Annotated in this window: 28 protein-coding genes; 13 read left to right on the top strand and 15 right to left on the bottom strand. The window is 65.5% G+C overall.

The genetic code is table 11. The features are described 5' to 3' along the window. The first annotated feature begins 75 nt into the window (after positions 1 to 75). Positions 76 to 507, top strand: coding sequence for a YciI family protein (locus C3E77_RS14760; RefSeq protein ID WP_108392712.1), 432 nt, complete (start codon positions 76 to 78; stop codon positions 505 to 507). A gap of 11 nt (positions 508 to 518) precedes the next feature. Next, positions 519 to 1,763 carry an RNA polymerase sigma factor gene (locus C3E77_RS14755; protein ID WP_108392710.1) on the top strand — a complete coding sequence of 415 codons (1,245 nt, stop codon included), beginning with the start codon at positions 519 to 521 and terminating at the stop codon, positions 1,761 to 1,763. Positions 1,764 to 1,860: 97 nt separating this feature from the next. On the opposite strand, the gene C3E77_RS14750 is transcribed toward C3E77_RS14755, so the two are convergent. The 4 genes from C3E77_RS14750 to C3E77_RS14735 all read right to left on the bottom strand — a co-directional run bounded on the left by C3E77_RS14750 (position 1,861) and on the right by C3E77_RS14735 (position 4,932). After that, positions 1,861 to 2,550: an ABC transporter ATP-binding protein gene (locus C3E77_RS14750; protein WP_108392708.1), complete on the bottom strand. Its 690-nt coding sequence runs from the start codon at positions 2,548 to 2,550 to the stop codon at positions 1,861 to 1,863. Beyond that, positions 2,550 to 3,692, bottom strand: coding sequence for an ABC transporter permease (locus tag C3E77_RS14745; RefSeq protein WP_108392706.1), 1,143 nt, complete (start codon positions 3,690 to 3,692; stop codon positions 2,550 to 2,552). Before C3E77_RS14745 ends, C3E77_RS14750 begins: the two co-directional genes overlap by 1 nt. A gap of 130 nt (positions 3,693 to 3,822) precedes the next feature. After that, positions 3,823 to 4,404, bottom strand: a complete 582-nt coding sequence (locus tag C3E77_RS14740; protein WP_108392704.1) for a TetR/AcrR family transcriptional regulator — start codon at positions 4,402 to 4,404, stop codon at positions 3,823 to 3,825. A gap of 93 nt (positions 4,405 to 4,497) precedes the next feature. Next, a complete protein-coding gene (locus C3E77_RS14735; RefSeq protein ID WP_108392702.1) occupies positions 4,498 to 4,932 on the bottom strand; it encodes a bleomycin resistance protein in 435 nt (144 codons plus the stop codon). Between the two features lie 139 nt (positions 4,933 to 5,071). Between C3E77_RS14735 and C3E77_RS14730 the strand changes: the two genes are divergently transcribed. After that, the gene (locus C3E77_RS14730; RefSeq protein ID WP_108392700.1) at positions 5,072 to 6,619 is read left to right on the top strand and encodes a deoxyguanosinetriphosphate triphosphohydrolase family protein; all 1,548 of its coding nucleotides are present in this window, start codon (positions 5,072 to 5,074) and stop codon (positions 6,617 to 6,619) included. 316 nt (positions 6,620 to 6,935) lie between these two features. Here the strand turns inward: C3E77_RS14730 and C3E77_RS14725 are convergent, their stop codons facing one another. After that, positions 6,936 to 7,169 (bottom strand): hypothetical protein, encoded by a 234-nt coding sequence (locus C3E77_RS14725; protein WP_108392698.1) that lies wholly within the window; start codon positions 7,167 to 7,169, stop codon positions 6,936 to 6,938. A 196-nt stretch (positions 7,170 to 7,365) separates the two neighbouring features. Between C3E77_RS14725 and C3E77_RS14720 the strand changes: the two genes are divergently transcribed. Further along, the gene (locus tag C3E77_RS14720) at positions 7,366 to 8,457 is read left to right on the top strand and encodes an alkene reductase (protein ID WP_108392696.1); all 1,092 of its coding nucleotides are present in this window, start codon (positions 7,366 to 7,368) and stop codon (positions 8,455 to 8,457) included. A 245-nt stretch (positions 8,458 to 8,702) separates the two neighbouring features. Beyond that, positions 8,703 to 9,518: a DarT ssDNA thymidine ADP-ribosyltransferase family protein gene (locus C3E77_RS14715; protein ID WP_108392694.1), complete on the top strand. Its 816-nt coding sequence runs from the start codon at positions 8,703 to 8,705 to the stop codon at positions 9,516 to 9,518. Between the two features lie 76 nt (positions 9,519 to 9,594). On the opposite strand, the gene C3E77_RS14710 is transcribed toward C3E77_RS14715, so the two are convergent. The 6 genes from C3E77_RS14710 to C3E77_RS14685 all read right to left on the bottom strand — a co-directional run bounded on the left by C3E77_RS14710 (position 9,595) and on the right by C3E77_RS14685 (position 13,847). Then, the gene (locus C3E77_RS14710; RefSeq protein ID WP_234031230.1) at positions 9,595 to 10,785 is read right to left on the bottom strand and encodes a MarP family serine protease; all 1,191 of its coding nucleotides are present in this window, start codon (positions 10,783 to 10,785) and stop codon (positions 9,595 to 9,597) included. A gap of 130 nt (positions 10,786 to 10,915) precedes the next feature. Continuing rightward, positions 10,916 to 11,341: a hypothetical protein gene (locus tag C3E77_RS14705; protein ID WP_108392692.1), complete on the bottom strand. Its 426-nt coding sequence runs from the start codon at positions 11,339 to 11,341 to the stop codon at positions 10,916 to 10,918. A gap of 81 nt (positions 11,342 to 11,422) precedes the next feature. Beyond that, on the bottom strand, positions 11,423 to 11,947 hold the full coding sequence (locus tag C3E77_RS14700) for a metallophosphoesterase family protein (protein ID WP_108392690.1): 525 nt from the start codon (positions 11,945 to 11,947) through the stop codon (positions 11,423 to 11,425). Between the two features lie 133 nt (positions 11,948 to 12,080). Next, the gene (locus C3E77_RS14695; RefSeq protein WP_108392688.1) at positions 12,081 to 12,284 is read right to left on the bottom strand and encodes a hypothetical protein; all 204 of its coding nucleotides are present in this window, start codon (positions 12,282 to 12,284) and stop codon (positions 12,081 to 12,083) included. A 21-nt stretch (positions 12,285 to 12,305) separates the two neighbouring features. Further along, positions 12,306 to 13,154: a PRC-barrel domain-containing protein gene (locus C3E77_RS14690; protein ID WP_108392686.1), complete on the bottom strand. Its 849-nt coding sequence runs from the start codon at positions 13,152 to 13,154 to the stop codon at positions 12,306 to 12,308. 15 nt (positions 13,155 to 13,169) lie between these two features. Next, entirely contained in the window at positions 13,170 to 13,847 is a 678-nt protein-coding gene (locus C3E77_RS14685) for a hypothetical protein (RefSeq protein ID WP_108392684.1), read from the bottom strand. A gap of 135 nt (positions 13,848 to 13,982) precedes the next feature. Between C3E77_RS14685 and C3E77_RS14680 the strand changes: the two genes are divergently transcribed. From C3E77_RS14680 to C3E77_RS14660, 5 genes are all read left to right on the top strand, one after another. After that, positions 13,983 to 14,732, top strand: a complete 750-nt coding sequence (locus C3E77_RS14680) for an MscL family protein (protein WP_162925037.1) — start codon at positions 13,983 to 13,985, stop codon at positions 14,730 to 14,732. A gap of 148 nt (positions 14,733 to 14,880) precedes the next feature. Next, positions 14,881 to 15,636 (top strand): SDR family NAD(P)-dependent oxidoreductase, encoded by a 756-nt coding sequence (locus C3E77_RS14675; protein ID WP_198412234.1) that lies wholly within the window; start codon positions 14,881 to 14,883, stop codon positions 15,634 to 15,636. A 48-nt stretch (positions 15,637 to 15,684) separates the two neighbouring features. Then, the gene (locus tag C3E77_RS14670) at positions 15,685 to 16,977 is read left to right on the top strand and encodes a M18 family aminopeptidase (protein WP_108392678.1); all 1,293 of its coding nucleotides are present in this window, start codon (positions 15,685 to 15,687) and stop codon (positions 16,975 to 16,977) included. A 64-nt stretch (positions 16,978 to 17,041) separates the two neighbouring features. Next, the gene (locus C3E77_RS14665; protein WP_108392676.1) at positions 17,042 to 17,734 is read left to right on the top strand and encodes an SRPBCC family protein; all 693 of its coding nucleotides are present in this window, start codon (positions 17,042 to 17,044) and stop codon (positions 17,732 to 17,734) included. Then, on the top strand, positions 17,734 to 18,051 hold the full coding sequence (locus C3E77_RS14660) for an ArsR/SmtB family transcription factor (protein ID WP_108392674.1): 318 nt from the start codon (positions 17,734 to 17,736) through the stop codon (positions 18,049 to 18,051). The genes C3E77_RS14665 and C3E77_RS14660 overlap by 1 nt, the downstream gene beginning before the upstream one ends. A gap of 62 nt (positions 18,052 to 18,113) precedes the next feature. Here the strand turns inward: C3E77_RS14660 and C3E77_RS14655 are convergent, their stop codons facing one another. Then, a complete protein-coding gene (locus C3E77_RS14655; protein WP_108392672.1) occupies positions 18,114 to 18,602 on the bottom strand; it encodes a glutathione peroxidase in 489 nt (162 codons plus the stop codon). Positions 18,603 to 18,711: 109 nt separating this feature from the next. Beyond that, positions 18,712 to 20,361 (bottom strand): ABC1 kinase family protein, encoded by a 1,650-nt coding sequence (locus C3E77_RS14650; RefSeq protein WP_108392670.1) that lies wholly within the window; start codon positions 20,359 to 20,361, stop codon positions 18,712 to 18,714. A 350-nt stretch (positions 20,362 to 20,711) separates the two neighbouring features. On the opposite strand from C3E77_RS14650, the gene C3E77_RS14645 reads away from it, so the two are divergent. The 3 genes from C3E77_RS14645 to C3E77_RS14635 all read left to right on the top strand — a co-directional run bounded on the left by C3E77_RS14645 (position 20,712) and on the right by C3E77_RS14635 (position 23,899). Then, a complete protein-coding gene (locus C3E77_RS14645) occupies positions 20,712 to 21,863 on the top strand; it encodes a Gfo/Idh/MocA family protein (protein WP_108393432.1) in 1,152 nt (383 codons plus the stop codon). 48 nt (positions 21,864 to 21,911) lie between these two features. Then, on the top strand, positions 21,912 to 22,919 hold the full coding sequence (locus tag C3E77_RS14640) for a sugar phosphate isomerase/epimerase family protein (RefSeq protein WP_108392668.1): 1,008 nt from the start codon (positions 21,912 to 21,914) through the stop codon (positions 22,917 to 22,919). 89 nt (positions 22,920 to 23,008) lie between these two features. After that, on the top strand, positions 23,009 to 23,899 hold the full coding sequence (locus C3E77_RS14635) for a 3-methyladenine DNA glycosylase (RefSeq protein ID WP_108392666.1): 891 nt from the start codon (positions 23,009 to 23,011) through the stop codon (positions 23,897 to 23,899). Between the two features lie 450 nt (positions 23,900 to 24,349). Here C3E77_RS14635 and C3E77_RS14630 read toward each other — a convergent pair whose 3' ends face one another. Both C3E77_RS14630 and C3E77_RS14625 read right to left on the bottom strand, forming a co-directional pair. After that, positions 24,350 to 25,150, bottom strand: a complete 801-nt coding sequence (locus tag C3E77_RS14630; RefSeq protein ID WP_108392664.1) for a TspO-related membrane protein — start codon at positions 25,148 to 25,150, stop codon at positions 24,350 to 24,352. Between the two features lie 193 nt (positions 25,151 to 25,343). Continuing rightward, complete coding sequence (locus tag C3E77_RS14625) at positions 25,344 to 25,769, bottom strand: DapH/DapD/GlmU-related protein (protein ID WP_108392662.1); 426 nt, start codon at positions 25,767 to 25,769, stop codon at positions 25,344 to 25,346.

Here is a 25,769-nt window from a genome sequence, read left to right as displayed (position 1 = left end):
TGTCGATCCGCTGGCACCTCGTTCGACGTCTTGAGTAGAGGCGCAACCGGCGCCGACAAGCACAGGGAGAATCTGATGAAGTACATGCTGATCATGCGGTCGACCGACGAGGCGAAGAAGGAATACCAGTCACGGCCGTTCGAGGAAATTCTTGAGGCGATGGGCGCATACAACGAGTCGCTGATCAAGGCCGGTGTTCTGCTCGGCGGTGACGGACTCGCCGACGACATGACCGATAACTTCGTCGTCGACTTCTCGACCGACACCCCCGTCGTCACCGACGGCCCCTACGGCGAAACCCATGAACTCTTCAACGGGTTCTGGATCATCCAGGTTGGTTCGAAGGAAGAAGCAGCCGAGTGGGCGAGCCGTGTTCCGCTCGGGCCTGGCTCGAAGATCGAGGTCCGTCGAGTGACCGAGATGAGCGACTTCGCGGACTACGCAGACACCCCCGCCATGAAGCAGGAGGCTGCCTGGCGGGCCGAACGCGGCGAGCAGCTGGCCTGAGTCGGTGCGACATGACTGACGTGAAGCGCACCCTCGATGCACTCTGGCGCATCGAGGGTGCGAGGATCGTTGCAACGCTCGCGAGAGTGACTGGCGATCTCGGTCTCGCTGAGGATCTCGCACAGGAGGCCGTTGCCGATGCCCTTGTGCAGTGGCCGGAATCCGGAGTGCCGCGGAACGGGGCGGCCTGGCTGACCACCGTCGCGAAGCGGAAGGCCATTGACGGCTGGCGTCGGCGTGAACGCCTCGATGAGCGCTACCGGGCGATGGGTCACGAGCTCGAGAGCGGCCCGGCAGGTGAGGGCATGGCAGCGGATGCCTGGGAGCCGATCGATGACGACATCCTCCGTCTGATCTTCACCGCGTGCCATCCCGTACTCAGCCGTGAGGGGCAGATCGCCTTGACGCTGCGCATCGTCGGTGGTCTCACCACTGAGGAGATTGCGCGAATGTTCCTTGTTCCGGTCGCGACGGTCCAGCAGAGGATCGTGCGGGCGAAGAAGACGCTCTCGGCGGCGAACGTGCCGTTCGAGGTACCCGATCCGAGCGAGTGGCGGGAACGGCTGTCCGCTGTTCTCGGTGCGATCTACCTGATCTTCACCGAGGGGTATGCGGCAACCTCGGGCGACCGGTGGATCCGAAACGACCTGGCCAATGAGGCACTGCGGCTGGGGCGGATCCTCGCCGAACTCGTGCCACGTGAGCCAGAGGCCCACGCGCTCGTTGCCCTGATGGAGTTCCAGGCGTCGCGGTTTGCGGCTCGGGTCGATCGTGAGGGAGCGCCGATCCTGCTCGCCGAGCAGGATCGTAGCCGATGGGATCGCACCCAGATCGGTCGAGCGCAGGCCGCGCTCGACCGGGCCGATGCGGCAGGTCGCGGCCGTGGCCCGTATGCCCTGCAGGCGGCGATCGCTGAGTGCCATGCGACCGCGCCGAGTGTCACCGGCACGAACTGGGAGCGGATCGTGCTGCTCTACGAGGCGCTGGGCCGGATCGCGCCCAATCCTGTTGTCGAATTGAATCGCGCTGCGGCGGTCTCGATGGCGACCGGTCCGGCATCCGCTCTGCTGATTGTTGATCAGCTCGCCGATGAAGGCGCCTTGCGCGGCTCCCACCTGCTGCCGAGTGTGCGCGGTGAGTTGCTTGCGCGCCTCGGCCGCCTCGAGGAGGCGCGGTCCGAGTTCGCGACGGCTGCGGCGCTGACGCTGAACTCGAGGCAGCGTGACGTGCTGCTCGCGAAGGCGGCGGCGCTCTGAGTGCGAGATCTTAAATGTGAATGGGCCGAGCAGGTTTTGCTCGGCCCATTCACGGGTTTTACGTGATCATTGGCGCGCATGGCACCAATGTTGGTTCTCAGGCGGCGGCTGGAACTGCCGGGAGGAGGGCGCCGTCGGTCATCTCAAGGACGCGGTCGCAGTACGCGAGTGTGTCGTGATCGTGTGTGACCATGACGACAGCCACGTTCGAGTTGCGGGCCTGATTGGCCAGCAGCTCAACGACTTCGCGGCTGCGTCGACGGTCGAGGGCGGCCGTCGGCTCGTCGACCAGGAGAAGGCTCGGGCTGTTGACCAGGGCCCGTGCGATTCCGACGCGCTGGCGCTCGCCACCGGAGAGTTCTCCCGGGCGGTGCTTGGCGCGGTGAGCCATTCCCACCGACTCGAGCAGGGAATCCACGTCAACCTTGGGGTTGCCCGCCAGCCGGCCGACAAGCCGAAGCTGATCCGCTGCACTCAGGGCGGGCAGCAGGTTGCCGGACTGGAACACAAAACCGATGTTCTCCAGGCGGAACTGAGCTGACGCCCCCTTCGACAGGGTGGTCACGTCGGTGTTGTGCACGCGCACGCTGCCGGAATCCGGTCGTGAGAGTGCGCCGGCCACGGCCAGCAGGGACGACTTACCCGACCCTGATGGGCCGACAATGGCGACAAACTCGCCGGGCATGACGCGGAGGGAAACGGAGTCGAGCGCGAGGACGCGAGCGTCACCGTCGCCGAGCTCCAGGGTTGCGTCGCTGATATCGAGCGCTGGGGTGTTTGCAGTCATTATCGCCGTCCTCCAAGAGCGGCAAGCGGGTCGATGCGAGAGATGCGAACAACGGCGACGGCGGCACCGAGAAGGCCGAGGACGATGGTGGTGACGGATGCTATGGCGATGGGAGTTGCCTCGAGAGCGAAGGGCATTGCGCTCGGCATCAATGCGCCGAGTCCGACGCCCGCCGCGACACCGACAATCGTGAAGCCGACGAGCAGGATCGCCGCCTGGGCCAGGCTGTCGCGCAGCAGGTAGCGGCTCGACGCTCCGACAGCGCGGAGGACCGCGATGTCGTGCGAGCGCTGGATGGTCCAGACCGTGAAGAATGCTCCGACGACGAGGGCGCAAATCACGTACAGGAAGACCTGGATCATGGTGAGTGTCATCGTCTCGGCCTCGTAGCCGGGAGAAGCGTTGAACGCTTCGTTCAGGGTCATGCTCGTCGTGCCCGCTGCGTCGTCCGACGCGGCGTAGTCGAGCTCTTCGCCATCAGCGGCCTGGATAGCGACAACGCTGGAGTACGGGTAGTCGACAGTGTCGATGGCCGACGCGGTCGGGACTCCCGCCTCAGCTGTGTTCGACGCGATCAACTGCCAGGTCTCGATCGGGAGGTAGGCGACATCGACGTGGCCGAAGGTCGACTGCCCCTCGGTGAAACCGACAACGGTGAGTTCGAGGTCGATTCGGTCGAGGGTCACGACGGTGCCGAGTTCGACTCCGGCGTCCTCGAGCGGTTGAGAAACGATGATGCCGGCGACGTCACCGAGCTTTTCGCCCGACGACACTTCGGGTGCCAGGAAGCCGTCCGGTTCGACACCGAAGAGGGTCAGGTCCAGCTGAGTGTCATCATCCGTGACTGTGTTGACGATGCTGACGCCCATTGGTTCAGCCTTATCGACGCCATCGGCGTTCTGCCAGGACGTCAACTGCTCATCATCGACAATGGAGCGGCTGAATGCGTTGTCCGTCATGGTGCCTTCGTCGAAGGCAAAGGCGGTGACGGGCATGGACTTCATTCCCGACACACCGTCATTGACGAGTCCGGAGGACAGGCCGGAGAGAAGTACGACTAGTACTGAAATCAGGGCAATGACGATGCCCATCAGGGTGAAGCGGCCGCGGGCGAACCGCAATTCGCGTAACGCGAGAAACATGTATTTCTTTCCTCAATGTGGAAGATAGATTATGCCGACACTGTGTCGGGATCTTTACCGACATTGTGTCACTAAAATCCAAAATTTCCAAACGAAGTCGTCTCTGGTTCGTCGAAACGCTCGCGTGCGGCTACTCGGGCAGCGGCAGGCCGACTGTCAGCATCCGGAAGACGTCGTCGGCAACAGCCTGCGGTTCGAGTCCGTGTTGCACGAGCTGGATGCCAGCGCTCATCACCCCTTGTGCGAGTCCAGCGAACCGCTCTGGCTGCTCGACGCCCAGATCTGCAATGGTCCGCTGGAGTGGCCTCATGAGCGTGTCGTGAAGCGTCATGAGGTCGTCGATGTGAGTCGGTGCAAGGTCTGCCTGCCTGAGCGGAGCGGCAATGTCGTGCTTGCCATCGGCCGTCATGCGCATGGTCGCCTCGATGAGAATCTTCAGTCTGTCCATTGGGCGTTCGACGCCGCTGAGCTCCGCTTCGATTTCACGATCCCACTGCTCGAATGCATCGATTGCAACGGCGACGAGGAGATCGTCCTTGGAGTTGAAGTAGTCGTAGAAACTCGAGCGAGTGAGGTTGGCCCGTTCGCAGACGGTCCGGGGGTTCACGCCCGCGAGGCCGGATTCGAGCAACAGGGTTTCCGTCGCACGCAGGAGCGCGGTTCGACGAGCAGACCGGTGCTCGGCGACGGTGGGGGCGTTGATCTTGGGCATCTCGCCATTATCCTCCGTACCGCAGATGAGCAGCCGTTGGTAGCCGTGCCAATGCATCAAGCACCCAACGCCAACCAGGGCAAGGAGTCGATGTCAGGCCGTCGTTGAAGCTACGCGCGACGTGAACCGAAGTAAATAGCCATCCGGATCCTGCACGAGAAACTGCTGCACGCCGATGTCGCCATCCGCTGTTCGATACCACCGGGTTTCGGGCTGCAGGAAGAGAGGCCACTTGGCGGCGGCACAGCGAGCCAGTATCTCGTCGAGGGAAGGAACAGCGATCTCGAAGTTCACGCCCCGGCCGAGAGGGCGCTCGAGCGTGCCCGTGACCCAGTCCCGACCCAGCCCGATCTGGTCGAGCATGACGTGCGCGGAACCCAGGTGGAGATAAGCGAACCCTTCCTCCGGCCGGTCGTAGAGAATCTCAAACCCGCAGAGGTCGACCCAGAAACGGAGGCTGGTCGTGAGGTCTGTGATCAGGAGCTCAGGAACCAGGCTCGGGGGTGCGACATCAGAGTGCTGGGGCATGCTCCTCAGTATGGCTGTGCCCGGTGTGCCCGCGGTCGGCAGCCGGTGCCCGTTGCAACGGCCCAGCCCCTACACCGAACCCGAGCACAGGACCAACCGGCCTACCGGGCCAGCGGCGCGCAGCTAGGCTGGCGACACCATGCTGAGCTACCCAAAGTCCCACACCGGTGGCGGCCGCGACCGCACGATCGCCGAGCCACACACCGACATCGAAGATGAGTTCCGCGTCGACGTCGAACGCATCAGGTTCTCTCCCTACTTTTCACGCCTCTCGGCAGTGACCCAGGTGATTCCTCAGGCCGGCTCGGGCACCGTCGTGCACAACCGACTCACGCACTCGCTCAAGGTGTCGGCTGTTGCGCGATCGATTGCCGTGGGATTCCGGGAAGTTCCCGACCATGTCCGCGACACCATCGAGGATCTCGGTGGCTGTGACCCGGTCGTCGTCCAGGCCGCAGCCGCAGCACACGACCTGGGTCACCCACCCTTCGGGCACCTCGGCGAACAGGTCCTCGACCGCATTGCCCGCAAGAAACTCGGCCTGCCCGACGGATTCGAGGGCAACGCCCAAACCTTCCGCATTCTCACCGCGCTCGACAGCTGCGACGCCACCCCACGCGGCCTCAACCTCACCAAAGCCGTACGCGCGGCCGTGCTCAAGTATCCGTGGACACGCAACGAATGGCGCAGCATCCGCCCCCGCCCCGCCGAAGATCTTCCCCGCGGCGTCGGCTCGGACATGGCCAACGGCGCCCTCAAGTTCTCCGCCTACTCGGTCGACGCCCGCGAAATGGCCGAGGTTCTCGACGTCTTTCCCGCCATTGCCCAGCACCAGCAGACCCTCGAATGCTCGGTGATGGATGTCGCAGACGACATCGCGTACTCGGTGCACGACCTCGATGACTTCTATCGCGCGGGAGTGCTCCAGTACACGTCAGTGTCCGCCGAGCTCAGTGGCTGGCTGGCCTCCCAGTCGGCACTTGCCGCGCTGGATGCCTCGGAGCTCGCGGTTCGCCGCATCCCCGGGCACTCGCTCGAAGCTGCGTGGCGACAGGTGCAGGCGAAGGATGCCTGGATCGCCGACGTGGATGCCTTCCGCAACGCGGTCGATCGGGTCACGAGCGATCTCGTCGAGGGGCTCCTCACCATTCCCTACGATGGCGGACTCGAGGCCGATCGCGCGGTTTCCGCCTTCACCCGGCGCTGGATCGACCGGCTCAAGAGCTCGATTCGGGTTGAGCGGGAGCCGAACATCCGCAGTGGACACGTGCGATTGAGCCGGCAGGCCTGGCATGACGTCGTCGTGCTCAAGTTCGTCCACACCCGGTTCGTGCTCGACCGGCCCGACCTCGCCGTATTCCAGCGTGGCCAGTCCCGCGTGATCGAGGCCCTCGTCGACGGCTTCCACGGCTGGCTCAACGACCCGGCCGACGCCGCTCGTGCCCCGCGCCGGCTGCTCGACTCGGTTGAAGCGGCGACCGAGGAGTACCGCCAGTTACGGGATGACTCACCCGAATTCTTCACCTCGGCAGGAGTAGTGACGGGAGTGGCGGAAGTCGCCAGGCTCGGCCAGGCGCGCGCGGTCATCGACTACGTCGCGTCGCTCACCGACGCCCAGGCAATCTCGGTGGCGACGCTCATTAGTGGCACCTCCGACAACCTGTGGGAGTCGGGACGCGGTCTGTAGCGCGCAGTGCGCTCGTGGGGCGGGTCTGCCGCCTCCGTGGGTCCCGCACGTCCGGCTCCCCCGCCCCCGTGGCATCCGTGGTTCGGTGGTCGCAAATGCACGGTTTCGGCCGTTGAGGGGTGCTTTTGCGTCAGTTGAACGGATGCCGTCACTCCGGCCCCGCAGCATCCGGAGGTTCGTTGGTCGCAAATGCACGGTTTCGGCCGTTGAGGGGTGCTTTTGCGTCAGTTGAACGGATGCCATCGGCCCACCCTGCGGCATCCGCGGTTCGGTGGTCGCAAATGCACGGTTACCGCCGCAGAGGGGTGCATTTGCGTCAGTTGAATGGATGCCGCGTGGCCTGACCCGCCGCTTCCGCCGCCGTCGGGGCTTCGGTGGTCGCAAATGCACCGTTTTCGCCGCTGAACAGCGCTTTTGTGACAGTTGAACGGATGCCGGCGGCCCACCCTGCGGCATCCGTCGCTTCGGTGGTCGCAAATGCACGGTTTCGGCCGCTGAACAGTGCATTTGCGTCAGTTGAACGGATGCCGTCACTCCGGCCCCGTGGCATCGTGGTTCGGCGGTCGCAAATGCACGGTTACCGCCGCCGAGGGGTGCATTTGTGACAGTTGAACGGATGTCGTGCGCCCGGCCCGCCGCCCAGCACCGACACGCCCGACTCCCCCGCCGGAGGAATACGCGCCGCCAGAACCCCGTTGGGCCAAGAGGCCTCGCACCAGCGGGCCGCAACGAAAGGCTCTCACTCTATGGACTTGTTCTCGCCCGTTTCGCTCGGAGATCTCCACCTCGCCAACCGCATTGTGATGGCACCACTGACCCGGGTTCGATCCGGCGAAGACGGTGTCCCTGGTGACCTGGTCGTCGAACACTACGCGCAGAGAGCCACCCTCGGCCTGATCATCTCCGAGGGCGTCTACATCAGCGAAGAGTCACGCGCATTCTGGGGCCAGCCGGGCATCGTCACCGACGCCCAGGTCACCGCCTGGCGCAAGGTCACAGACGCCGTCCACGCCGAGGGCGGACGCATCGTCATGCAGCTCATGCACGGTGGACGCGTCAGCCACACCGCGATCACCCGCACCGACCGCATCGTCGCGCCGAGCGCCATCGCGATCAACGGCGAGGTGCGCACCCCACAGGGCAAAGCCCCGTTCCCTGTCCCCCACGCACTCACCGCCGACGAGCTCACCACCGTCCGCGACGAGTTCGTCGCAGCCGCAGTGCGCGCGATCGAGGCCGGCTTCGACGGAGTCGAGGTGCACTCCGCCAACGGATACCTCCTCCACGAGTTCCTCTCCCCCGCCTCGAACCAGCGCGACGACGCATTCGGCGGATCCCCCGAGAACCGCGCGGCCTTCGTGCTCGACGTGACCACAGCGGTAGCGGATGCCGTCGGCGCAGGCCGCGTAGGCATCCGTGTTTCTCCGTCGCACAACATCCAGGACGCGCTCGAGACCGATCAGGCCGACGTCGCTGCGACCTACGGCGCGCTCATGGACGGCCTCAAGCCGCTCGGACTCGCGTACCTCAGCGTGCTGCACAACGAGCCGACGGGCGACCTCGTGCAGGGCCTCCGCACCCGGTTCGGCGGCAAGCTCATCGCAAACAGCGGCTTCGGCACGGTGACGACACGCGACGAGGCGATTGCGCTCATCGATTCGTCCCACGCGGATGCCGTCGCCATCGGCCGCATGGCCATCGCGAACCCGGACCTCGTTGCTCGCTGGCAGGGAGAGCACCCGGAGAACCAGCCCAACCCCGGAACGTTCTACGGGGATGGCGCGCTCGGATACACCGACTACCCGCGCCTCGACGAGTCGGCGCTCGCCGGCGCCTAAGTCCCGCGCTCTTCACCGAGAACACCCGTTCCGGACGAAAACACCCGTAATGCCGGGTGATCTCGACCGTAACGGGTGTTTTCGCGTGGTGATGGCATCCGTTCGCCCGCCTGAACCCGCCGCGACCGGCCCCCGAGTTCCCCGCCGGGTCCGATTGCCCAGCTAAACCCCGTAACGTAGAGAGGTGGCACCGAGTCCCCCGCTCTGGCGCTCTGCGCAGGCCACGTTTTCCTGAAAGGTTTGCCTTGAGCAACGAATGTAAGCACGGTTTCGAAAACGGAGCATGTGCCACCTGCTTCCCTAAAGCCCCACCGACACCGACGGTCGTCGCCCCTCCCAAGCGCGCACCGCGACCACGCACCACCAGCCTGCGTACGGCAGCAACAGCCGGCTCGAAGGCCGCAGCGGTCTCCGCGATCGACATCGAAGAGCTGCGCATCTATCACGTGACGCACATCTCCAACCTCGAGAAGATGCTGGCCGCCGGCGTGCTGCTCGCCGACTCAGTGTCAGCGGACCCCCGCGTTGACATCTCGTCGCCCGAGAACCGCGAGAAGCGCCGCGCGACCCTGGTATCGCGGGGTGGCACCGCGACCGTCGCCGATTACGTCCCCTTCTTCCTGAGCCCGAACGCCAGCCTCTGGGAAAGCCTCCGATCGGATGCCGCCGACCCTCGTCTGTCGAGCGAAGCCCGTGGTTCCGCCGTCAACGACTTCGTCGTGCTCGTGAGCTCGATCAAGAAGGTCCGCGACGTGAGCGAACCCGGATACTCCAACATCGTCGTCACAGACGGCGACGCCTCCGGTGCGGTCACGCGCCTGGAATCAACGAAGGACAGCGCTGAACGGATGCTGCGCAAGCTTCGGACAGAGGAAGAGTCCGGAGCGATCCTCGAGGCAGAAGTCCTCGTCGAAACCAGCGTTCCGTTCGATGCCATTTCCGTCATCGGTGTCGCCACGGTGTCCGTGCGCGAAGCCGTCAAGGGCATGCTCGAGTCGACCGACTACAAGGCCAAGGTCGCCGCGCACCCGCCGTGGTTCGAGTCGGCCAGCGCCCTCTAGCCGCCTGGGTTAATCCACTCCCCCGGTTCGCCCGCGGAAACGACGCACAGCGTTGTTCCCGCGGGCGTTCTCGTGGTTATGTCGTGCAGGCTCCCGAGCCGACAGCGGTCGTGAGCGCCGGTGCCTGCGCGATCACGGGAAGCACCTCTTCCATCGTGAGGGCATAACCGACGTTCGCCGTGGCATCCGACTTTGCAAAGATGACGCCGGCAACGGAGCCATCGGTCGACAGCAGCGGTCCACCCGAGTTGCCCTGCTTCACGTCTGCAGCGAGCGTGTACACCTGTCGCGACGTGGGATTTGCCCCATAGATGTCGGGAACCAGGGTGGCGCCCTGCGCGATAACGCTGGCGGCCCCGGCGGTGAACGGTCCGCCGAACGGATACCCCATCACCGCGGCCTCCGCACCGGCCGGGAGGGTCGCCGACATCGCCAGCGGCGGGGCGTCGAGGCCCGAAACGTCGATCACCGCGAGATCATCCACCGGGTCGAAGTAGACGATGCGCCCCGACCGCGGCAGTTCATTAGGGGCCTCGACGACGAGTTCCGTCACGCCAGCGAGAACGTGCGCATTGGTCACGACCCGGTCGTCCGCGACGACAAAGCCGCTGCCGACCCTGCCCGTGCCGCACGACGGCGCATTTCCCGTGATTCGAACGACGGATGCCGCGGCGGTCGTCAGTGCCGGAGAGTCCAGTGTGACCGCCGGCAGGTCGGGCGAGGTTGTCGGCACCCCGACGGCCTCGAGCACACGCGGGAGGCCGTCGCTCATCACCGTGGTGCGCAACTGAGCCAGGAAGGACTCGACGGGTTTCGGCATGAGCGAGTCGACGGTCCGGAGCACCGTCGACGATGCCAGTGACTGGCTGAGGATCGGGGCGCCGAGCGACTGCGCGCTGAACGCGAGCAGCGAGATGACGATGAGCGCGACCGAGGTGTTCGCGAGTGCGCCCGCGAGCTTCTCGATGAGGCGGAGGGGTGTCTTGTGCAGCGGCTGCCCGATTGCGTTGCCGAGGGCGATCCCCACGGTGTATCCAACGCTGATGAGCAGGATCGCCGCGAGAACCGACGCGAGAACCCGCCATTCGGGGAGCCAGGTGGCGATGAGCGGGAAGAGGAAGAATGCTGCGACTCCCCCGGCAACCATGCCAGCTATTCCGCCGAGGATCCGGAAAAACCCGCGCCTGTAGCCCTGGATGAGTGCTCCGAGGAGAGCGATGACGAGAACGAGGTCGAGCGCTATCGAGCCGAATGCAATGACGTCCAATGGCCCTCCAGCCTTCCCGACTTATTGTAGGTGCGGCATCCGTGCGTGTGCTCCTGACGCCGGGCTCGACGCAGTTCGACCCGTCCCCTGCGAGGGAACGGGTCGAACCGAACGGACGGGAGCTGAGCTTCTAGCGCTCGGATCCGGTCTCGTCAGCGGCCGGAGAGTCGCTCGACGCCAGCGCGTCGCTGTCGAGAGCGTCGGTGACCTGCGAAACCGTGGTGTCTTCGTTGTCTGTGCCCGGTTCGACCTCACCGTGCGTGTTGCTGAACAGGTGCTGGTCGTTTTCGGAGTCATCCTCGCCGCCTGCAACGTCAGAGGTCGAGGTCTCCACGTCTGCTTCGTCAACGTCGAGGAATGCGGCGTCCTGCTCGACCGGCTCACCGGCGACCGCGTCATTGGTGACGGTCTGCTTGGCAAGTGCCTCTTCGTCCTTGGGGTCGCCGACTCCCCACACGCCACCTTCCGAGGTCACGCCGTCGGTTGCCTGGCTCCCGTCGCTGATCTCGGTGTCCTCGTCGCCATGGCCTGTGTTGCCCTGTGTTGCGTCGCTCATGATTCTCCAATCGATCGTCGGGACTAACCACGCTAGGTCGGTCTGCGGCGGCGACTCAAGGGGTTGCGAATTGCCCCCGACTTACCCCCGGCTCGGCTGGATGTTCCGTTCGACGGGAATGAGCTCAACATTTCTGAGGACTCCGGCATCGGCGACCGCGGTGAGGTACGTGCAGACCGGCTGGCGACGCCTGTCGGTCGGTGAACCGGGGTTCAGCAGTCGGAGTCCGTTCGGGCTTGTGGTGTCCCAGGGGATGTGACTGTGCCCGAACACCAGCACGTCGACGTCGGGAAACTCCAGGTCAGCGCGCTTTTCGCGGCCGCTGGCCTGACCGGTCTCGTGAATCATGGCGAAACGGATGCCGTCGATCTCGGTCCGCGCGACGAGGGGTAGTCGCCGCCGGAGGCCTGCACCGTCGTTGTTGCCGTAAACGCCGATCAAACGGCTCGCGCGCTCCTCGAGTTGGTCGAGAAGCGGCTCCGTGATCCAGTCGCCGGCGTGGAACACGACATCGGCATCATCGACCGCAGCCCACACCTGGGCGGGCAGCTCCTTCGCCCTCGCAGGGACGTGGGTGTCCGCGAGGAACAGGAGGTTTGTCGGCATAGGCCGATTCTGCCACCTTCACCGCTCCTGGCTTGATCCCGATCGCGATGAAGGGCCGCTATCGATCCCGGGGAATCGGTAGCGGCCCTTCATCGGGTTGGCTGTTCGCTGGTGCCTTCAGCGAGTGCGCACGTCAGCCCTGGCCTGACACGTGCTCCATGAAGTAGTCCAGGTGTTCGGCTTCAATGGCTTCTTCGTCGAGAGCACGCTTGTGATCAAGCGCGAGCGCCTCGGCGTCGGTCGCGGCAGTGCCTGTCGCGGCCTGCTCTGTCGTACCCTCATGGGGTTTCTGGTCGGAGTTCTGGTCAAGGTTCGTTTCATATTCTGCTTGAGTCATAACATTCCGTTTCCGTTATATCTACCGGGAGCTGTCGCGCTGGGCCGCGTGTCGCGGCCCGCTGCGGCGGGCGTCTCCACCCTCGGCCGCCCCGGGTTCGGCAATATCGGCGGCGTTGTTGCCCATGGTGTCGTCCAGGCCGCCGTTTGAATTGAGGGCATCCGCCCGGACGTCCGCCCGAACCGGTGTTGTGCCCTGCAACGGGTCCTGGTTCTGGTGCTGGTTCGGTGCCGGATGGTTCTGAACCGGCTCATGCTCCTGAACCGACTCATGCTCCTGAACCCGCTCGTGCTCCTGAACCGGCTCACGGTGTTCCACTGGCTCGCGCTCCTGGACCGGCGCGTTGTCCTGTACCGGTACATACGCGACCTCACGCACAGGCTCATGCTCTGTGCCGTGCGACGAATCGTGGCTCACGCCGTGATCGTCACCGTGCTGAGACCCAGTGGGCTGTCCGGCAGCCTCTTCCTCCCGCTTACGCTGGGCGGCCTGGTCCATCAGTTCGGTACGCTCGGGATACTCTTCCGGCGGACGCGCGGTTCCACCATCGCTGTCGACATCGCTGAGGCCGAAGTACCGATTGAGCGCTTCTTCGTTGTGCGGGCTCAACCCCTCCTCGGCGTTCAGGCGCGGAGCCTCAAGCACGGTTTCCTTGTCGAGTTCCGTCCTCAGCACTTCACCGTCCCAGGTGGCGTTTGCCAGCGGCACAAATGACTCGTGGCGGCCGAGGAACCCGGTCTTGATGGTGACCCAGTTCGGGCTCCCTGTTGCCGGGTCGACAAACACCTGCGCGACGTTGCCGATCTTTTCGTTGTCGGCTCCGAACAGGGGAGCCCCCTGAATGCCACCGACGTCTCGTGAATCAAGCATGTGATCTCCCTGTGGTTAGCGGCCGAGGCCGGCCCGGTCAACGCGACGGTGGAAACGCATACCGGCGAGTCCACCGAGAACAGCGCCCGCGAGGGAAACAACGAGCGCGAGGAGCGCCGTGATGATTCCGCTGGTGGTCAGTTCTTCCACACTCGTCGGGATCCGTGGGAACGCGTCGAGGTTGGCCAGGATGTTGAACTCGTTACCGGCAACGGCGCCGAGAATAGCGACGACGATCGCGATGATGAGCGCCCAGAGCCACACGGCAATTCCCTGCTTCGCGCCCTCAAACCGCGCCATTCGGCCGGCAACGTAGCCGCCGCAGTAGTACGCAACGAACAGGATGACGAGCGCGATGATCGCGGAGATGAGAACGCCTCCGAGCTCTGCGTCCATAGCGTCATCCGCGACGTCGTCTACCCCGCCCGCAATGGCGAGGGCGATCGCCGCGACCAGGGCAGTCAGAATCACGGTGAGGCCTGTCGCGGTCAGCCAGCCGAAGAATGCCGATCCGAACTTCATTCCGCCGAAGCGTTCCTTTTCGCGAGCGACGACGTCTTCGCGGTAGGACTTCTGCGACTCAGCGGGTACGGCGGCGAGCGGCTCGGACGACCTGGTGTCGTTATCTGACGACCTGTTGTCGTTATTCGCCGCGGCTCGTGCCGCCCGGTCCCTGTCTTCTGGAGTGCTCATGGTGGTGGGTTCCTCTCTCGGACATGTCCGTCAAGTCAAGGCCTTAGCCGAGTGCCGATGCAAGGGGTTGCGGTTTTGGCGCCGTTACCTCCAGCGACGGTGTCCGAGCGGTTGTGGAGGCCGTAGATTAGGACTGTGACACGGCGACATGGCCCACTTGTGCCCCTGGTGATTGGCCTCGCCGCGCTCGTTGGCTTCGGCTGGATCTGGATCGCGACCGAGTCATCCGACGCTCCAGCGTCGACAGTCCGCTGGTTCATCTCCGAGTCGTCGCTGGCCCTCGCGATTCTCGTGCCTGCCGTGTGCCTGTTCTTCGTCATCCGCGCCATCCACACCCGTCGCCACGAGGCACGCGAAGCGGCGCGTCCGCCTGCGACCGGTGCCCAACAGGCCGGCGACCTGCTGTGGTCGCTCTCGAAAGGGCTGCTGCCGCAGACCACTAAAGCTGCCGACATCCAGACGGATGCCACGGAGCCGGTCTTCATCGCCAGGCCAGCAGTCATCACGAATCATCGACAGCTCACCCCGGCGACGCGGACACTCATGACGACAGCGAGGACGCTGGTGCTCTCCCGTGATTCCGACGGTGTGCCGGGGGAGAGGGCCGCGCTCAGGGCGTGGGAAACTCCCCGGGAAGTGAGCTTCGCGGCAACGGACAGGCGGTTCCTCCTCCGGGACTCGACCGGTCTCGCCGATGTGCAGTACGCGAGCATTATCGCGGTTCACCTCGTTCAGGGTGCGGTCCTGCTGCGCCTGGCAGACCGCCCGCCGATGCTCGTGATCTGTGAGCACGCCGAATCGATCGCCGTGCTCGCTGTCTGGGGGAGTGCCGGCGAAGCTGCGCTCAATCGGCATCCGGATTTCGTTTCCTTGCGGAAGAGCTGACCCCGCTCGCTCGCCCAGACCCTCCCGATTGAGCACGTGGCGTCCCCCGCCCGGGACCAATGACCGGTGGCAAATCCGGAGCCGTGTGGTGGTCTGAACCCTCCATAGAACGGGCTCGCCGTTCGGGTGCCCAGCGGGGTGGAGAAACATCGTGGCCGAGAAATTCACAGGCAAGATTGCCGTCATCACCGGTGGCGGATCCGGAATAGGAAGGGCAATAGCAATGGCGCTCGCCGACGAGGGGGCGAGCGTCGTGGTCAACGATCTCCGCCATGAGGTTGCCCAGTCGGTCGTTGAGGAAATCACCCATGCGGGCGGAACAGCGGTGGCCATCGCCGGCGACGTATCGCACCCCGATGACGTCCGGGCTGCAGTCGAGAAAGCCGTCGACACCTATGGCGCCCTTCACCTGGCCGTCAACAACGCCGGCATCTGGGGGCCGACCGAGGCGGTCGCCGAGATCGACATAGCGTCATACCGCAGCCTGATGCGGATCAACCTCGACTCGGTCTTCTACGGAATGCACTTCCAGGTGCCGGCGATAGTGGCAGCAGGCGGGGGAGCGATCGTCAATACCTCCTCGATCCTCGGGTTGGTGGGCGATCCCCACGCGATCCCGGATGCCGCGGCGAAACTCGGTGTCGTCGGAATGACCAGGGCGGCGGCGCTGGGCTGTGCCGCCCAGGGCATCCGGATCAACTCGATCCATCCCGGCTATATCGACACGCCTCTCCTGGAGGGAATGACGCCAGCCGTGCGCACAACCCTCGTGGCCAGGCATCCGATCGGGCGACTGGGCATCGCCGCAGAAGTCGCCGCCGTCGCACTCTTCCTGCTCTCCGATGACGCCTCGTTCGTCACGGGATCCCAATACGTTGTCGATGGTGGATTCACCGCGCAGTAGGGTCGCCAGTGGCGATACGCCCTGCGCAGCCCGTGATTGGATGGGACCATGACTGACGCGCACGCCCATAACGATTCCGTCGCCGCCTATATCGAGGACTTCGGTCGCTTCATCGCCGCGAGCCCGTCGTCATATCACGCGGCCGCCGAGACGGCCCGGCGGCTCGAGGTCGCGGGTTTCTCGCGACTGAACGAATCGGAAGAATGGTTGACCGGAGCGGGAAAACGGTATGTCATCCGCGATGGTGCTGTGATCGCGTGGCGCCAGCCGGAGGCATCCGTTGCCACGACGCCGTTTCGGATCCTCGGGGCACACACCGACTCTCCCGGGTTCAAGCTCAAGCCGAAGCCAACGATCGGCGCACACGGCTGGCTTCAGGCCGGGGTCGAGGTCTACGGTGGGCCGCTGCTCAACTCATGGCTCGACCGTGAACTCGAGCTCGCCGGCCGCATCGTCACTCGCGAGGGCCGCGAATACCTGGTGCGAACCGGTCCGTTCCTGCGCATCCCGCAGCTCGCCATCCACCTCGACCGTGACGCCAACTCCGGACTCACCCTCGACCGCCAGCGGCACACCACCCCCGTTTTCGGCGTTGGCGACGTCAGCACGGCGGATGTCATCGGTTACCTCGCGCACATCGCGGGAGTGGAGAGCTGGGATGTCGCCGGTTACGACATCCTCACCGCCGACACGCAGGAGCCACGCCGGTTCGGCCTCAACGACTCGCTGTTCGCGTCCGGTCGCATGGACAACCTCTCGTCGGTGTACGCCGGGCTCGTCGCTCTGCTTGGTGCTCCAGAGAAGTCGGAGCACATCAGCGTTCTCGCGGCGTTCGACCACGAGGAGCTGGGTTCCGAGACGCGGTCCGGGGCGGCCGGACCCTTCCTCGACGACGTTCTGTCGCGGATCGGAGCCGGCCTCGGGGCATCCGTTTCTGACAGGCTGCGTGCCTACGCAGAGTCATGGTGCCTCTCGGCCGACGCCGGCCACTCGGTGCACCCGAACTACGCCGAGAAGCACGACCCGGTCAACCACCCGGTCGCGGGCTCGGGTCCGCTGCTCAAAATTAACGCCAACCAGCGCTACGCGACGGATGCCGCCGGCGCGTCACTGTGGACACGCGCGTGCGCCGCAGCCCGGGTGCCGCACCAGGAATTCGTGTCGAACAACACTGTGCCGTGCGGATCGACGATCGGACCGCTGACGGCGACCCGGCTCGGGATCCGCGTCGTGGACGTTGGCGTGCCGCTGCTGTCGATGCACTCTTCGCGGGAACTTGCCCATGTCGACGACCTCTTCGGGCTGTCGGCCGCCGCTGGCGCCTTCCTCGCGGGGGCGTAGACGGCTTGGTCGGCGAGGAGCACCCGCTCTTGCATATATAAGTCTCGCTTGATATGTTGACGGCATGGACATCAACTCTTCGGAACTCACAGAGAAGACGGGCGCCCAGATCGGCGCCGTCACACGACGCTTGAGCCGCCGCGAGGTCGACGGTGAAAGTGGACGGGTCGTGACCATCTCACAGACCTACCCGACGAGCCAGGCCGACCTGTGGAACGCCGTCACGACGGGCGACCGCATCTCGCGCTGGCTCATGCCGATCACCGGTGACCTGAAGGTCGGCGGCCACTACCAGCTCGAGGGCAACGCCGGCGGCGAGATTCTCGAGTGCGTCGAACCGCACACCCTCGACGTGACCTGGGAGTACGGCGGCGACGTGAGCTGGGTCACCGCGCGGCTGACCGGCGACGAGAACTCCGCGACCCTCGAGGTCGAGCACACCGCCCTCGTTGACGACGCCGACTGGAAGCAGTTCGGGCCTGGCGCCGTCGGCATCGGCTGGGACTCGATGCTCCTCGGCCTTGCCCTCCACCTCACGAGTGGCGCAAGCATGGACCCCGCCGAGGCCATGGCGTGGATGGAATCGCCCGATGGCATCCGCTTTATGACGCGGAGCAACGAGGCGTGGCGTGAGGCGAACATCGCGGCGGGGGAGAAGAAAGCGGATGCGGATGCTGCGGCGGCACGCTGCCTCGCCGCGTACACCGGGGTCGGCCCGGATCCCGCGGAGGGCGTCGCGGGGGACGTCACCGGGTAGTGCATGCCTTCGACATTCTCGGCGACCCGGTAAGGCGGCGACTGCTCGAACTCCTCGCCGAGGGAGAGCGGCCGGCGGGCGAGCTGGTCGACATCATCAGCGCGGAGTTCGGCATCAGTCAGCCCGCCGTGTCGCAACACCTCAAGGTGCTGCGTGAGAACGGCTTCACCACCGTGCGAGCCGATGGTCGGCGCCGCATCTACGCCGTTGACGCCGAGCCGCTACAGGCCGTCGACGAGTGGCTCGCGCACTTCCGCGGGTTCTGGACCCAGCACCTCGACGCCCTCGGCACCGAGATTGCCCGGGGAAAGCGTTGATAGCGCTGATTACACAAACGGATGCCGTCCCGGCGTAGTGCGGGACGGCATCCGTTTTCGTATCAGGCGGCTGGGGCGAGTGCGCCCTCGATGACCGAGATAATCTCGGGGGCATCGGGGGCCGTCATCGGGCGGAACCGGTACACGGTGTCGTCGGGCGTGATGACGAACTTCTCGAAGTTCCACTTGACCTTGCCGGCCTTGCCATGGGCATCCGGCGTCTTGGTCAGCTCCTGGTACAGCGGAGCGGCGTCCTTGCCGTTGACCCTGATCTTCTGCATGATCGGGAAGGTCACGCCGTGGTTGATGCGGCAGGACTCCTCGATGGCCTCACCCTCGCCCGGCTCCTGGAAGAACTGGTTGCTCGGAAAGCCGAGAACGACGAAGCCGCGATCGCGGTACTTCTCGTACATGGCCTCGAGAACGTCGTACTGCGGCGCGAGGCCACACTTCGACGCAACGTTGACGACAACAACCACCTTGTCCTTGTGCTCAGCCAGGGTGGTGGTGCCGCCGGAGATCGTGGTCAGGGGAATATCGCGGATGCTCATGGCCAGAGAGTATGCCCGGATGCTTGGGGTTGGCTGCGAATCGTGCAGTTACTGCATCTTTGTGCCCGGGTGGCGGCCCACGTGCGGTGCGCTGCGGAAGCAGGCAGTCCTAACGCTGGTTGCGGCGGTGGCGTGCCGACACGGCTAGATACGCACTGAGTGCGCCGAGCGACCCGATCCCGAGCCGCATGAGCGGTTCGCTCCAGGCGCGCCAGCGGGAATCACCCGAGACGGTGAACTCGCCGATGCCCCGAATCAGAGCGGAGGCGATCATCGCGACGACGAGCCGGTTGCCGATCTTCTCGACCCGGCCCATGATCGGGTCGAGTCCCTCCGCGCGCACCTGGATCTCGATGCCGTCTGGTCCGATCGAATCCGACAGCATCCGGAGCTTTTGGGGCAGTTCGACGCCGAGCGCCGCGAGTTGACGGCCGATTTCCGAGGCGCGGTGGACGAGCGCCCGTGGCGAGAACCGCTCGGCGGCGAATCGCGTTGCATACGGCTCGAGGGCAATGCTGAGCCGGAAGGTGGGATCGAGGCGCACGCCCATGCCCTCGATCATCGAGAGCATCCGCAGCAGCAGAACGAGCTGGGGGTCGAGCTGCAGCCGGTGGCGGCGCAGCACGCCCAGGAGCTCGGCGACCATGGCACCGATCTCGAGTTCGGCGAGTTCCTTGCCCGAATAGAGGGTCATAAAGTGGGCGAAGTCCCGGCGCAGTTGCGGGCGGTTCACATGGGCCGACGACGACGCGACGGTGAGGACCGCCGAGGCGATGTGGTCGGGATCGCCCTGGAGAAGCGCCGAGAAGAGGGAGACGAGATGGTCGCGCATCTTCTCGTCGATGGAGCCGACCATGCCGAAGTCGATCAGCCCGATCCGGCCGTCCGTTTCGATGAACAGGTTTCCCGGGTGAGGGTCTGCGTGGAAGAAGCCGTCGACGAACACCATCTGGCAGATCGCGTCGACGGCGAGGGCGATGACCTCGGAGCGGTCGACGCCGGCCTCGTCGAGTGCGGGCAGGTCGTCGACGCGAACTCCGGTGATCCGCTCGAGCGTCAGCACCCTCGATGTTGTGGTTTCGCGGAAGACCCGGGGGATGTGAATCCGGCTGTCCCGGAAATTCTCGGCGAACCGTTCGGCATTTCTGGCCTCGGTCAGGTAGTCGAGTTCGGCACGAATGGTCACGGAGAACTGGTCGATGAGCCCGACCAGGTCGTAGTCGGCGGCGAGGTCCCAGCGCGCCGTGGCCTGGCTGGCCAGGTTGGACAGAATCTCGAGGTCCTCGTTGACCTGCGCCACGGCACCTGGGCGCCGCACTTTGACGACGACGCGTGTGCCGTCCTTCAGCACGGCGGCGTGCGCCTGGCCGATGGACGCGCTGGCCAGCGGCTCCTCGGTGAATTCCGCGAACAGTTCTGAGGTCGGCGCGCCGAGTTCGGACTCGATCACGGTCATCACGACCGCACTCGCCACGGGCGGTGCACTCGACTGCAGCTTGGACAGCTCGGCGATGTAGTCCGGTGGCAGGAGATCGGCACGCGTCGACAGCAGCTGGCCCACCTTGATGAAGGTCGGCCCGAGTTCCTCGAGCGCCATGCGCAGGCGCTCGGCGCTCGGGTTGCGCTTCTCGGCCCTCGCCGAGTCGGCAGGGCTGATCCACCGCCCGAGTCCGAGCCCACCGGCAAGGGCGCCGAAGCCGTTTCGGCTCAGCACCCTGGCGATCTCCGCGTATCGATCCAGCCGGTTCGATGCCGTCATCGTGTGCTCCTCGGGTCCGGGAGGCGGTGTGTCATTCAGGACCTTTCGACGGTCGCTTGAGCCTGGGGCAACCGTATCGGTCGAGTCGGCAGGGGAACAGGGCCGAGAGGGCATCAGTTCCGGTCGAGAACACCCGGCGCAACTGATGCTTTCGACCGCAACTGGTGCTTTCGCCCCGCGACCAGCGCATATGTCGTGCAGCGCAACGAAATCGGTTTCACGGTGGTGGATTCTGTTATCGTGGCAGCGTCGACGAGGACCGCACTGGCCAGCACAGCCCCGTCGATCCTCGATCGGAACACTCAGACGGAGACACTGTGACCACTGCCAAGCGACCACTTCGAATCGCCATGATCGGCTACGGCTTCATGGGAGCCGCCCACTCGCAGGGCTGGAGGGTCGCACCGCGGTTCTTCGACCTGCCGGCCGAGCCAGAGATGACGTTACTCGTCGGTCGCAACGCTGAAGCAGCCAAAGCCGCTGCGGAGAAGTTCGGCTGGGCCGAAACGGCAACGGACTGGCGGGATGCTGTCGCGCGCGACGATATTGACGTGATCGACATCGTCACCCCCGGCGACTCGCACGTCGACATTGCGATCGCAGCGCTCGAGGCGGGCAAGCACGTTCTCTGCGAGAAGCCACTCGCGAATACCGTCGAAGAGGCCAGAGCCATGGCCGACGCCGCCGAGAAGGCCGCGGCCAAGGGTGTCTACGCCATGGTGGGTTTCACCTACCGCCGCGTTCCCGCAGCGACGTTCGCTCGCGACCTCGTGGCATCCGGTGCGATCGGCGAGGTCCGCCAGGTTCGCGCGAACTACCTGCAGGACTGGCTCGTCGATCCCCAGGTCCCGCTCGCCTGGCGGTTGCAGAAGCACCTCGCCGGGTCGGGAGCACTGGGCGACATCGGAGCTCACGCCATCGACCTGGCGCAGTTCATCACCGGGCAGAAGCTCACCAGTGTGAGCGGCATGCTCGAGACGTTCGTCAAGCAGCGCCCGATTCTCGCCGAGGTCTCGGGGCTGTCCGGAACAGCATCCGATGAACTTGGTGATGTCACCGTGGACGACCTCGCGCTGTTCACCGGCCGGTTCGACGGGGGAGCCGTCGGCTCGTTCGAGGCGACGCGCATGTCGACCGGGCGGAAGAACGCGTTTCGGATCGAGGTCTCCGGATCGAAGGGTGCGATCTCGTTCGACCTCGAGAGCCTCAACGAACTCGGCTTCTACGACGCAACAGCGCCCGCCGACCGCCAGGGCTTCACGCGGATTCTCGTCACGGAGCCGCAGCACCCGTACATGGAGGCGTGGTGGCCCACCGGCCACATGCTCGGCTACGAGCACGGCTTCAGCCACCAGGCCCGCGACTTCGTGGTGAGCGTTGTCGAGGGCAGCCAGCCGACACCGTCGTTCGCCGACGGGTTGCAGGTGCAGCAGGTCCTCGAGGCTGTCGAGCAGAGCGCCGAGTCCGGAAGCTCGTGGGTCGCGACCTCCGGCACCGACTGAGCCAGCGGCATCCGTTCTCTCGATCGACATCGACCAAGGAGTAAATTCATGACCCGTCCAGTCACGTTGTTCACCGGCCAGTGGGCCGACCTGCCGTTCGAAGAGGTTGTTCGCCTCGCCTCTGAGTGGGGTTATGACGGGCTCGAGATCGCCTGTTGGGGCGATCACCTCGACCCGTGGCGCTGGGATGACGAGGAGTATGTCGCCGGCAAGCTCGCGCTGCTCGAGAAGCACAACCTCAAGGTCTGGACCATTTCGAACCACCTCAAGGGCCAGGTCGTGTGCGATGACCCGATCGACCAGCGGCACCGCGACATCGTGTCGGATGCCGTCTGGGGCGACGGTGACCCCGAGGGCGTGCGGCAGCGTGCGGCCGAGGAGCTCAAGAACACCGCGCGGCTCGCGGCGAAGCTCGGCGTGAAGACCGTGACCGGGTTCACCGGGTCCGCGATCTGGAAGTACGTCGCGATGTTCCCGCCGGCATCCGAGGAGATGATCGAGGCCGGGTACAAGGACTTCGCCGACCGCTGGAACCCGATTCTCGACGTGTTCGACGAGGTCGGCGTGCGGTTCGCGCACGAGGTGCACCCGTCGGAGATCGCGTACGACTACTGGACGACGGTGCGGACGTTGGATGCCATCGGTCACCGTGAAGCGTTCGGCCTCAACTGGGACCCATCGCACATGGTCTGGCAGGACATCGACCCCGTCGCGTTCCTCTGGGACTTCCAGGACCGGATCTACCACGTGCACTGCAAAGACACGAAGAAGCGCCTCGGCAACGGTCGCAACGGGCGCCTGTCATCGCACCTGCCGTGGGCGGATCCGCGCCGTGGCTGGGACTTCATCTCGGTCGGACACGGCGACGTGCCCTGGGAAGACGCGTTCCGCATGATGAACGCGATCGGCTACGACGGCCCGCTCTCGGTTGAGTGGGAAGACGCGGGGATGGATCGCCTGGTTGGCGCACCCGAGGCGCTCGAGTTCGTGCGCAAGTTCGCCTTCCCCGCGCCGGACGCCGCCTTCGACGCCGCGTTCAGCACGAAGAACGAGTAGCGCTCCTGCTTCGTCAGCTTCCGGCGGCAGCGGGAGCGGCGTGGTCTGAGGGGCGGGCGGGTTGTGCGCGGGGGAGTTACCCTCGAAGGGTGCCCGATACTCTCACCGCCCCCGCCACGCTGCTCGGGCGCGCCGAGTGGCAGGCGCGTGAGCTGGCGCACGTCGAGCGCGCTGATGCCCTCACCGCCGACTGGCGGGCGCGGGTGCAACGTGGCGAGAAGCATCCGATCGACGACTTCCTCTTCACCTATTACCCGGTGAAACCTGCCCACCTGCGGCGCTGGCATCCGGGTGCTGGCGTCGCGCTCGCGGCAGCGGGGGAGTTCGAGCGAGCAGGCTGGCGCTGGTATCGAACGGATGCCGTTGGCGCGGTCGACGTCGACGCCGCGGCTTTTCTTGCGGCGAAGTCCGCCACCGTCGACTTCATCGAGCGACTTCTCTCCCGGACCGCGGCCAGGGTGAGCCAGTTCGGCTGCTTCGGGCTGCACGAGTGGGCGATGGTCTACCGGCAGGGGGCGCACAGGCACGACGTGCCGCTGCGACTCGGGCAGAACGGAACCGACGAGGTCGTCGAATCGCATCGCATCGGGTGTTCGCACTTCGACGCGTTTCGCTTCTTCACACCGGATGCCGTGCCGCTCAACCGCCTCAGCCCGACCCGTGACAACCAGCCGGAGCTCGAACAGCCCGGGTGCCTGCACGCCGGCATGGACGTCTACAAGTGGGCGGCCAAGCTCGGCCCGCTCGTGCCCGGCGACGTGCTGCTCGACGCGTTCGACCTGGCCCGCGACATCCGCTGGCTTGATATGCGGGCGTCGCCGTACGACGTGTCGCCGTGGGCCGGCGATCCGGTCGCGATCGAGACGCCGGAGGGCAAGGCCGAGTACGTGCGCCAGCAGCGCGCGTTCGCCGATCGCTCGAACGCGCTGAGGCATCGGGTTGTCGCCGCGATCCGGGTGGCTCGGGCGTCCGCCAACTGAGTCTGCGCCTCCTGAGCATCGCGCTCGGTTGTCACATATGCACGTTAAGTCGGGCGCATGACGTGCGTTGGCGACCACCGAAGGGTGGTGGGGCTCGTGAAGTGGACGGCTTCGCTGCGGATCCCGCGTTCGGTTGTCACATATGCACGTCAAAGCGGCGGATAACGTGCGTTTGCGACCACCGAAGGACGTCGGCGCGCGTGAGCGGATGCGTGCGCTGCGGGAGCCGCGCTCGGTTGTCGCATGTGCACGTCAAAGCGGCGGATAACGTGCGTTTGCGACCACCGAAGGGCGCAGGCCGGGAAATGGGGATGGCGTGGCCGTGGTTGCCGTGCTCGGTGGTCACATATTCACGTTAAACCTGCGAATAACGTGCGTTTGCGACCGCTGAAGGAGGACGCCCCCGCGAAAGCGGTGGCGAAAGCGGATGCCGCGGGGCACTCAGCTGGGTCAGGCTGCGGCGCGCGCCCGCTCGGGCAGCGGCCGCGGCGCACGCACCCGGGCGACGACGACAACGAGCACCACGACCACGACAATCGCGGCGATCCCCGTCGGCTGCGAGATGAAGTCCCCAGCGAGGCGCCCGACGGCCACCCACGCGATTCCCCAGCCGAGCGCCGCGGTCGGTGCGAGACGACCCTTGCTGTACAGCGCAAGTGCGCTGCCGATGATGCCGGCAACGACAATGAGAATGACCCCCCACACGTCGGGGGAGAGGCCGAACCCGTCGAATCCGATGGCAGCGAGCACCGCCGCCGTGTTGGCGACCGTCGCGATGGTCACCCAGCCGAGGTAGAGACCGACGGTGCCGTCGGTCACAATGGCGTCGACGATATTGGCCGGCCTGCTCGCGAGGGTGATGCGGAACGCCACGATCAGCACGATCAGCAGCAGCACGATCACCGGAACACTCGCCCAGAGCACGTCGAACTGCACGCTGAGGATCCACGCCGCGTTGAGAATGAGCGACAACGCGATCGGATAACCGAGCCGCCGGTGACGCGCCGCGGTCTTCTGCGCGGGGAGCGCCTGCCAGATCGCGTACGCCAGGAGGCCGGCGTAGATCACCGACCAGATTCCGAAGGCGGGTCCGTCGGGTGCCACGGGCGTCGCATCCGCCGACAGGGCGCCGCCGGATGCTTCGGCGATAGGCGTACCGCCAGCGGCCCCCGAACCGATGAAGCCCCCGGTCAGCGCAATCACCGCACTGACGAGAACAATAATTTGACGAAGTCGGTCGTTCTGCTTCATGGCTATCCCCCCGGTTGCGCCGCCGGCGTGCGCCGAGCGTCTTTCTGACCCTAACAACGAAGCGCTTCTGCCGAATCAACCTTTTGGAGGTGCGTGAGTTTCTCCTGATGGCACGAAAAAACGGATGCCGGCTCGCGGCATCCGTTTCGGGAATGGGGTGTTGGGGGTCTTGGGGGTGCGGTAGGGGTGCGGCCTACGCGGCGCGCGTGATGTGGTCGGGCACACGTGTTGCGCCACGACCGCTGGGGATGACAGCGTTCGCTGCAATCGTGCTGTCACGGGTGATGTGTGCACCGGCGCCGATCTTCGCGTTGGCTCCGACGCGGCAGTGGCTGCCGACCTCGGCACCCACTCCGATCACGGCACCAGCACCGACGTGCACGTTGGCGCCAACAAAGACACCGGGTGACAGAACTGCGTCACGGTCGATCCAGCTGCCTGCACCGACCCAGCAGCGACCGGCGATCTGGGCACCGGGCTCGACGTACGCGGTCGAATCAAGGAATGTGGTCGGGTCTACTTTGGCCGTTGACGCGACGAATCCGCGACCGTTGCCGTGGCGACGGTACTTCGTGACGTCGCCCTCACGGGACTCAATCTCTTCAAATACTTTGCTCAT

Source organism: Mycetocola zhujimingii, from assembly GCF_003065425.1.
Lineage (GTDB): Bacteria > Actinomycetota > Actinomycetes > Actinomycetales > Microbacteriaceae > Mycetocola_A > Mycetocola_A zhujimingii.
This window is presented reverse-complemented; position numbering and strand designations above follow the sequence as displayed.

Coding starts and splice junctions, on each gene's coding strand:
- C3E77_RS14670 (WP_108392678.1), top strand. CDS start 15,685: ATGACTGACGCGCACGCCCATAACGATTCCGTCGCCGCCTATATCGAG.
- C3E77_RS14755 (WP_108392710.1), top strand. CDS start 519: ATGACTGACGTGAAGCGCACCCTCGATGCACTCTGGCGCATCGAGGGT.
- C3E77_RS14625 (WP_108392662.1), bottom strand. CDS start 25,769: ATGAGCAAAGTATTTGAAGAGATTGAGTCCCGTGAGGGCGACGTCACG.
- C3E77_RS14640 (WP_108392668.1), top strand. CDS start 21,912: ATGACCCGTCCAGTCACGTTGTTCACCGGCCAGTGGGCCGACCTGCCG.
- C3E77_RS14685 (WP_108392684.1), bottom strand. CDS start 13,847: ATGAGCACTCCAGAAGACAGGGACCGGGCGGCACGAGCCGCGGCGAAT.
- C3E77_RS14740 (WP_108392704.1), bottom strand. CDS start 4,404: ATGCCCAAGATCAACGCCCCCACCGTCGCCGAGCACCGGTCTGCTCGT.
- C3E77_RS14735 (WP_108392702.1), bottom strand. CDS start 4,932: ATGCCCCAGCACTCTGATGTCGCACCCCCGAGCCTGGTTCCTGAGCTC.
- C3E77_RS14725 (WP_108392698.1), bottom strand. CDS start 7,169: ATGCCACGGGGCCGGAGTGACGGCATCCGTTCAACTGACGCAAATGCA.
- C3E77_RS14650 (WP_108392670.1), bottom strand. CDS start 20,361: ATGACGGCATCGAACCGGCTGGATCGATACGCGGAGATCGCCAGGGTG.
- C3E77_RS14745 (WP_108392706.1), bottom strand. CDS start 3,692: ATGTTTCTCGCGTTACGCGAATTGCGGTTCGCCCGCGGCCGCTTCACC.
- C3E77_RS14750 (WP_108392708.1), bottom strand. CDS start 2,550: ATGACTGCAAACACCCCAGCGCTCGATATCAGCGACGCAACCCTGGAG.
- C3E77_RS14720 (WP_108392696.1), top strand. CDS start 7,366: ATGGACTTGTTCTCGCCCGTTTCGCTCGGAGATCTCCACCTCGCCAAC.
- C3E77_RS14630 (WP_108392664.1), bottom strand. CDS start 25,150: ATGAAGCAGAACGACCGACTTCGTCAAATTATTGTTCTCGTCAGTGCG.
- C3E77_RS14695 (WP_108392688.1), bottom strand. CDS start 12,284: ATGACTCAAGCAGAATATGAAACGAACCTTGACCAGAACTCCGACCAG.
- C3E77_RS14760 (WP_108392712.1), top strand. CDS start 76: ATGAAGTACATGCTGATCATGCGGTCGACCGACGAGGCGAAGAAGGAA.
- C3E77_RS14730 (WP_108392700.1), top strand. CDS start 5,072: ATGCTGAGCTACCCAAAGTCCCACACCGGTGGCGGCCGCGACCGCACG.
- C3E77_RS14665 (WP_108392676.1), top strand. CDS start 17,042: ATGGACATCAACTCTTCGGAACTCACAGAGAAGACGGGCGCCCAGATC.
- C3E77_RS14705 (WP_108392692.1), bottom strand. CDS start 11,341: ATGAGCGACGCAACACAGGGCAACACAGGCCATGGCGACGAGGACACC.
- C3E77_RS14700 (WP_108392690.1), bottom strand. CDS start 11,947: ATGCCGACAAACCTCCTGTTCCTCGCGGACACCCACGTCCCTGCGAGG.
- C3E77_RS14690 (WP_108392686.1), bottom strand. CDS start 13,154: ATGCTTGATTCACGAGACGTCGGTGGCATTCAGGGGGCTCCCCTGTTC.
- C3E77_RS14645 (WP_108393432.1), top strand. CDS start 20,712: ATGATCGGCTACGGCTTCATGGGAGCCGCCCACTCGCAGGGCTGGAGG.
- C3E77_RS14655 (WP_108392672.1), bottom strand. CDS start 18,602: ATGAGCATCCGCGATATTCCCCTGACCACGATCTCCGGCGGCACCACC.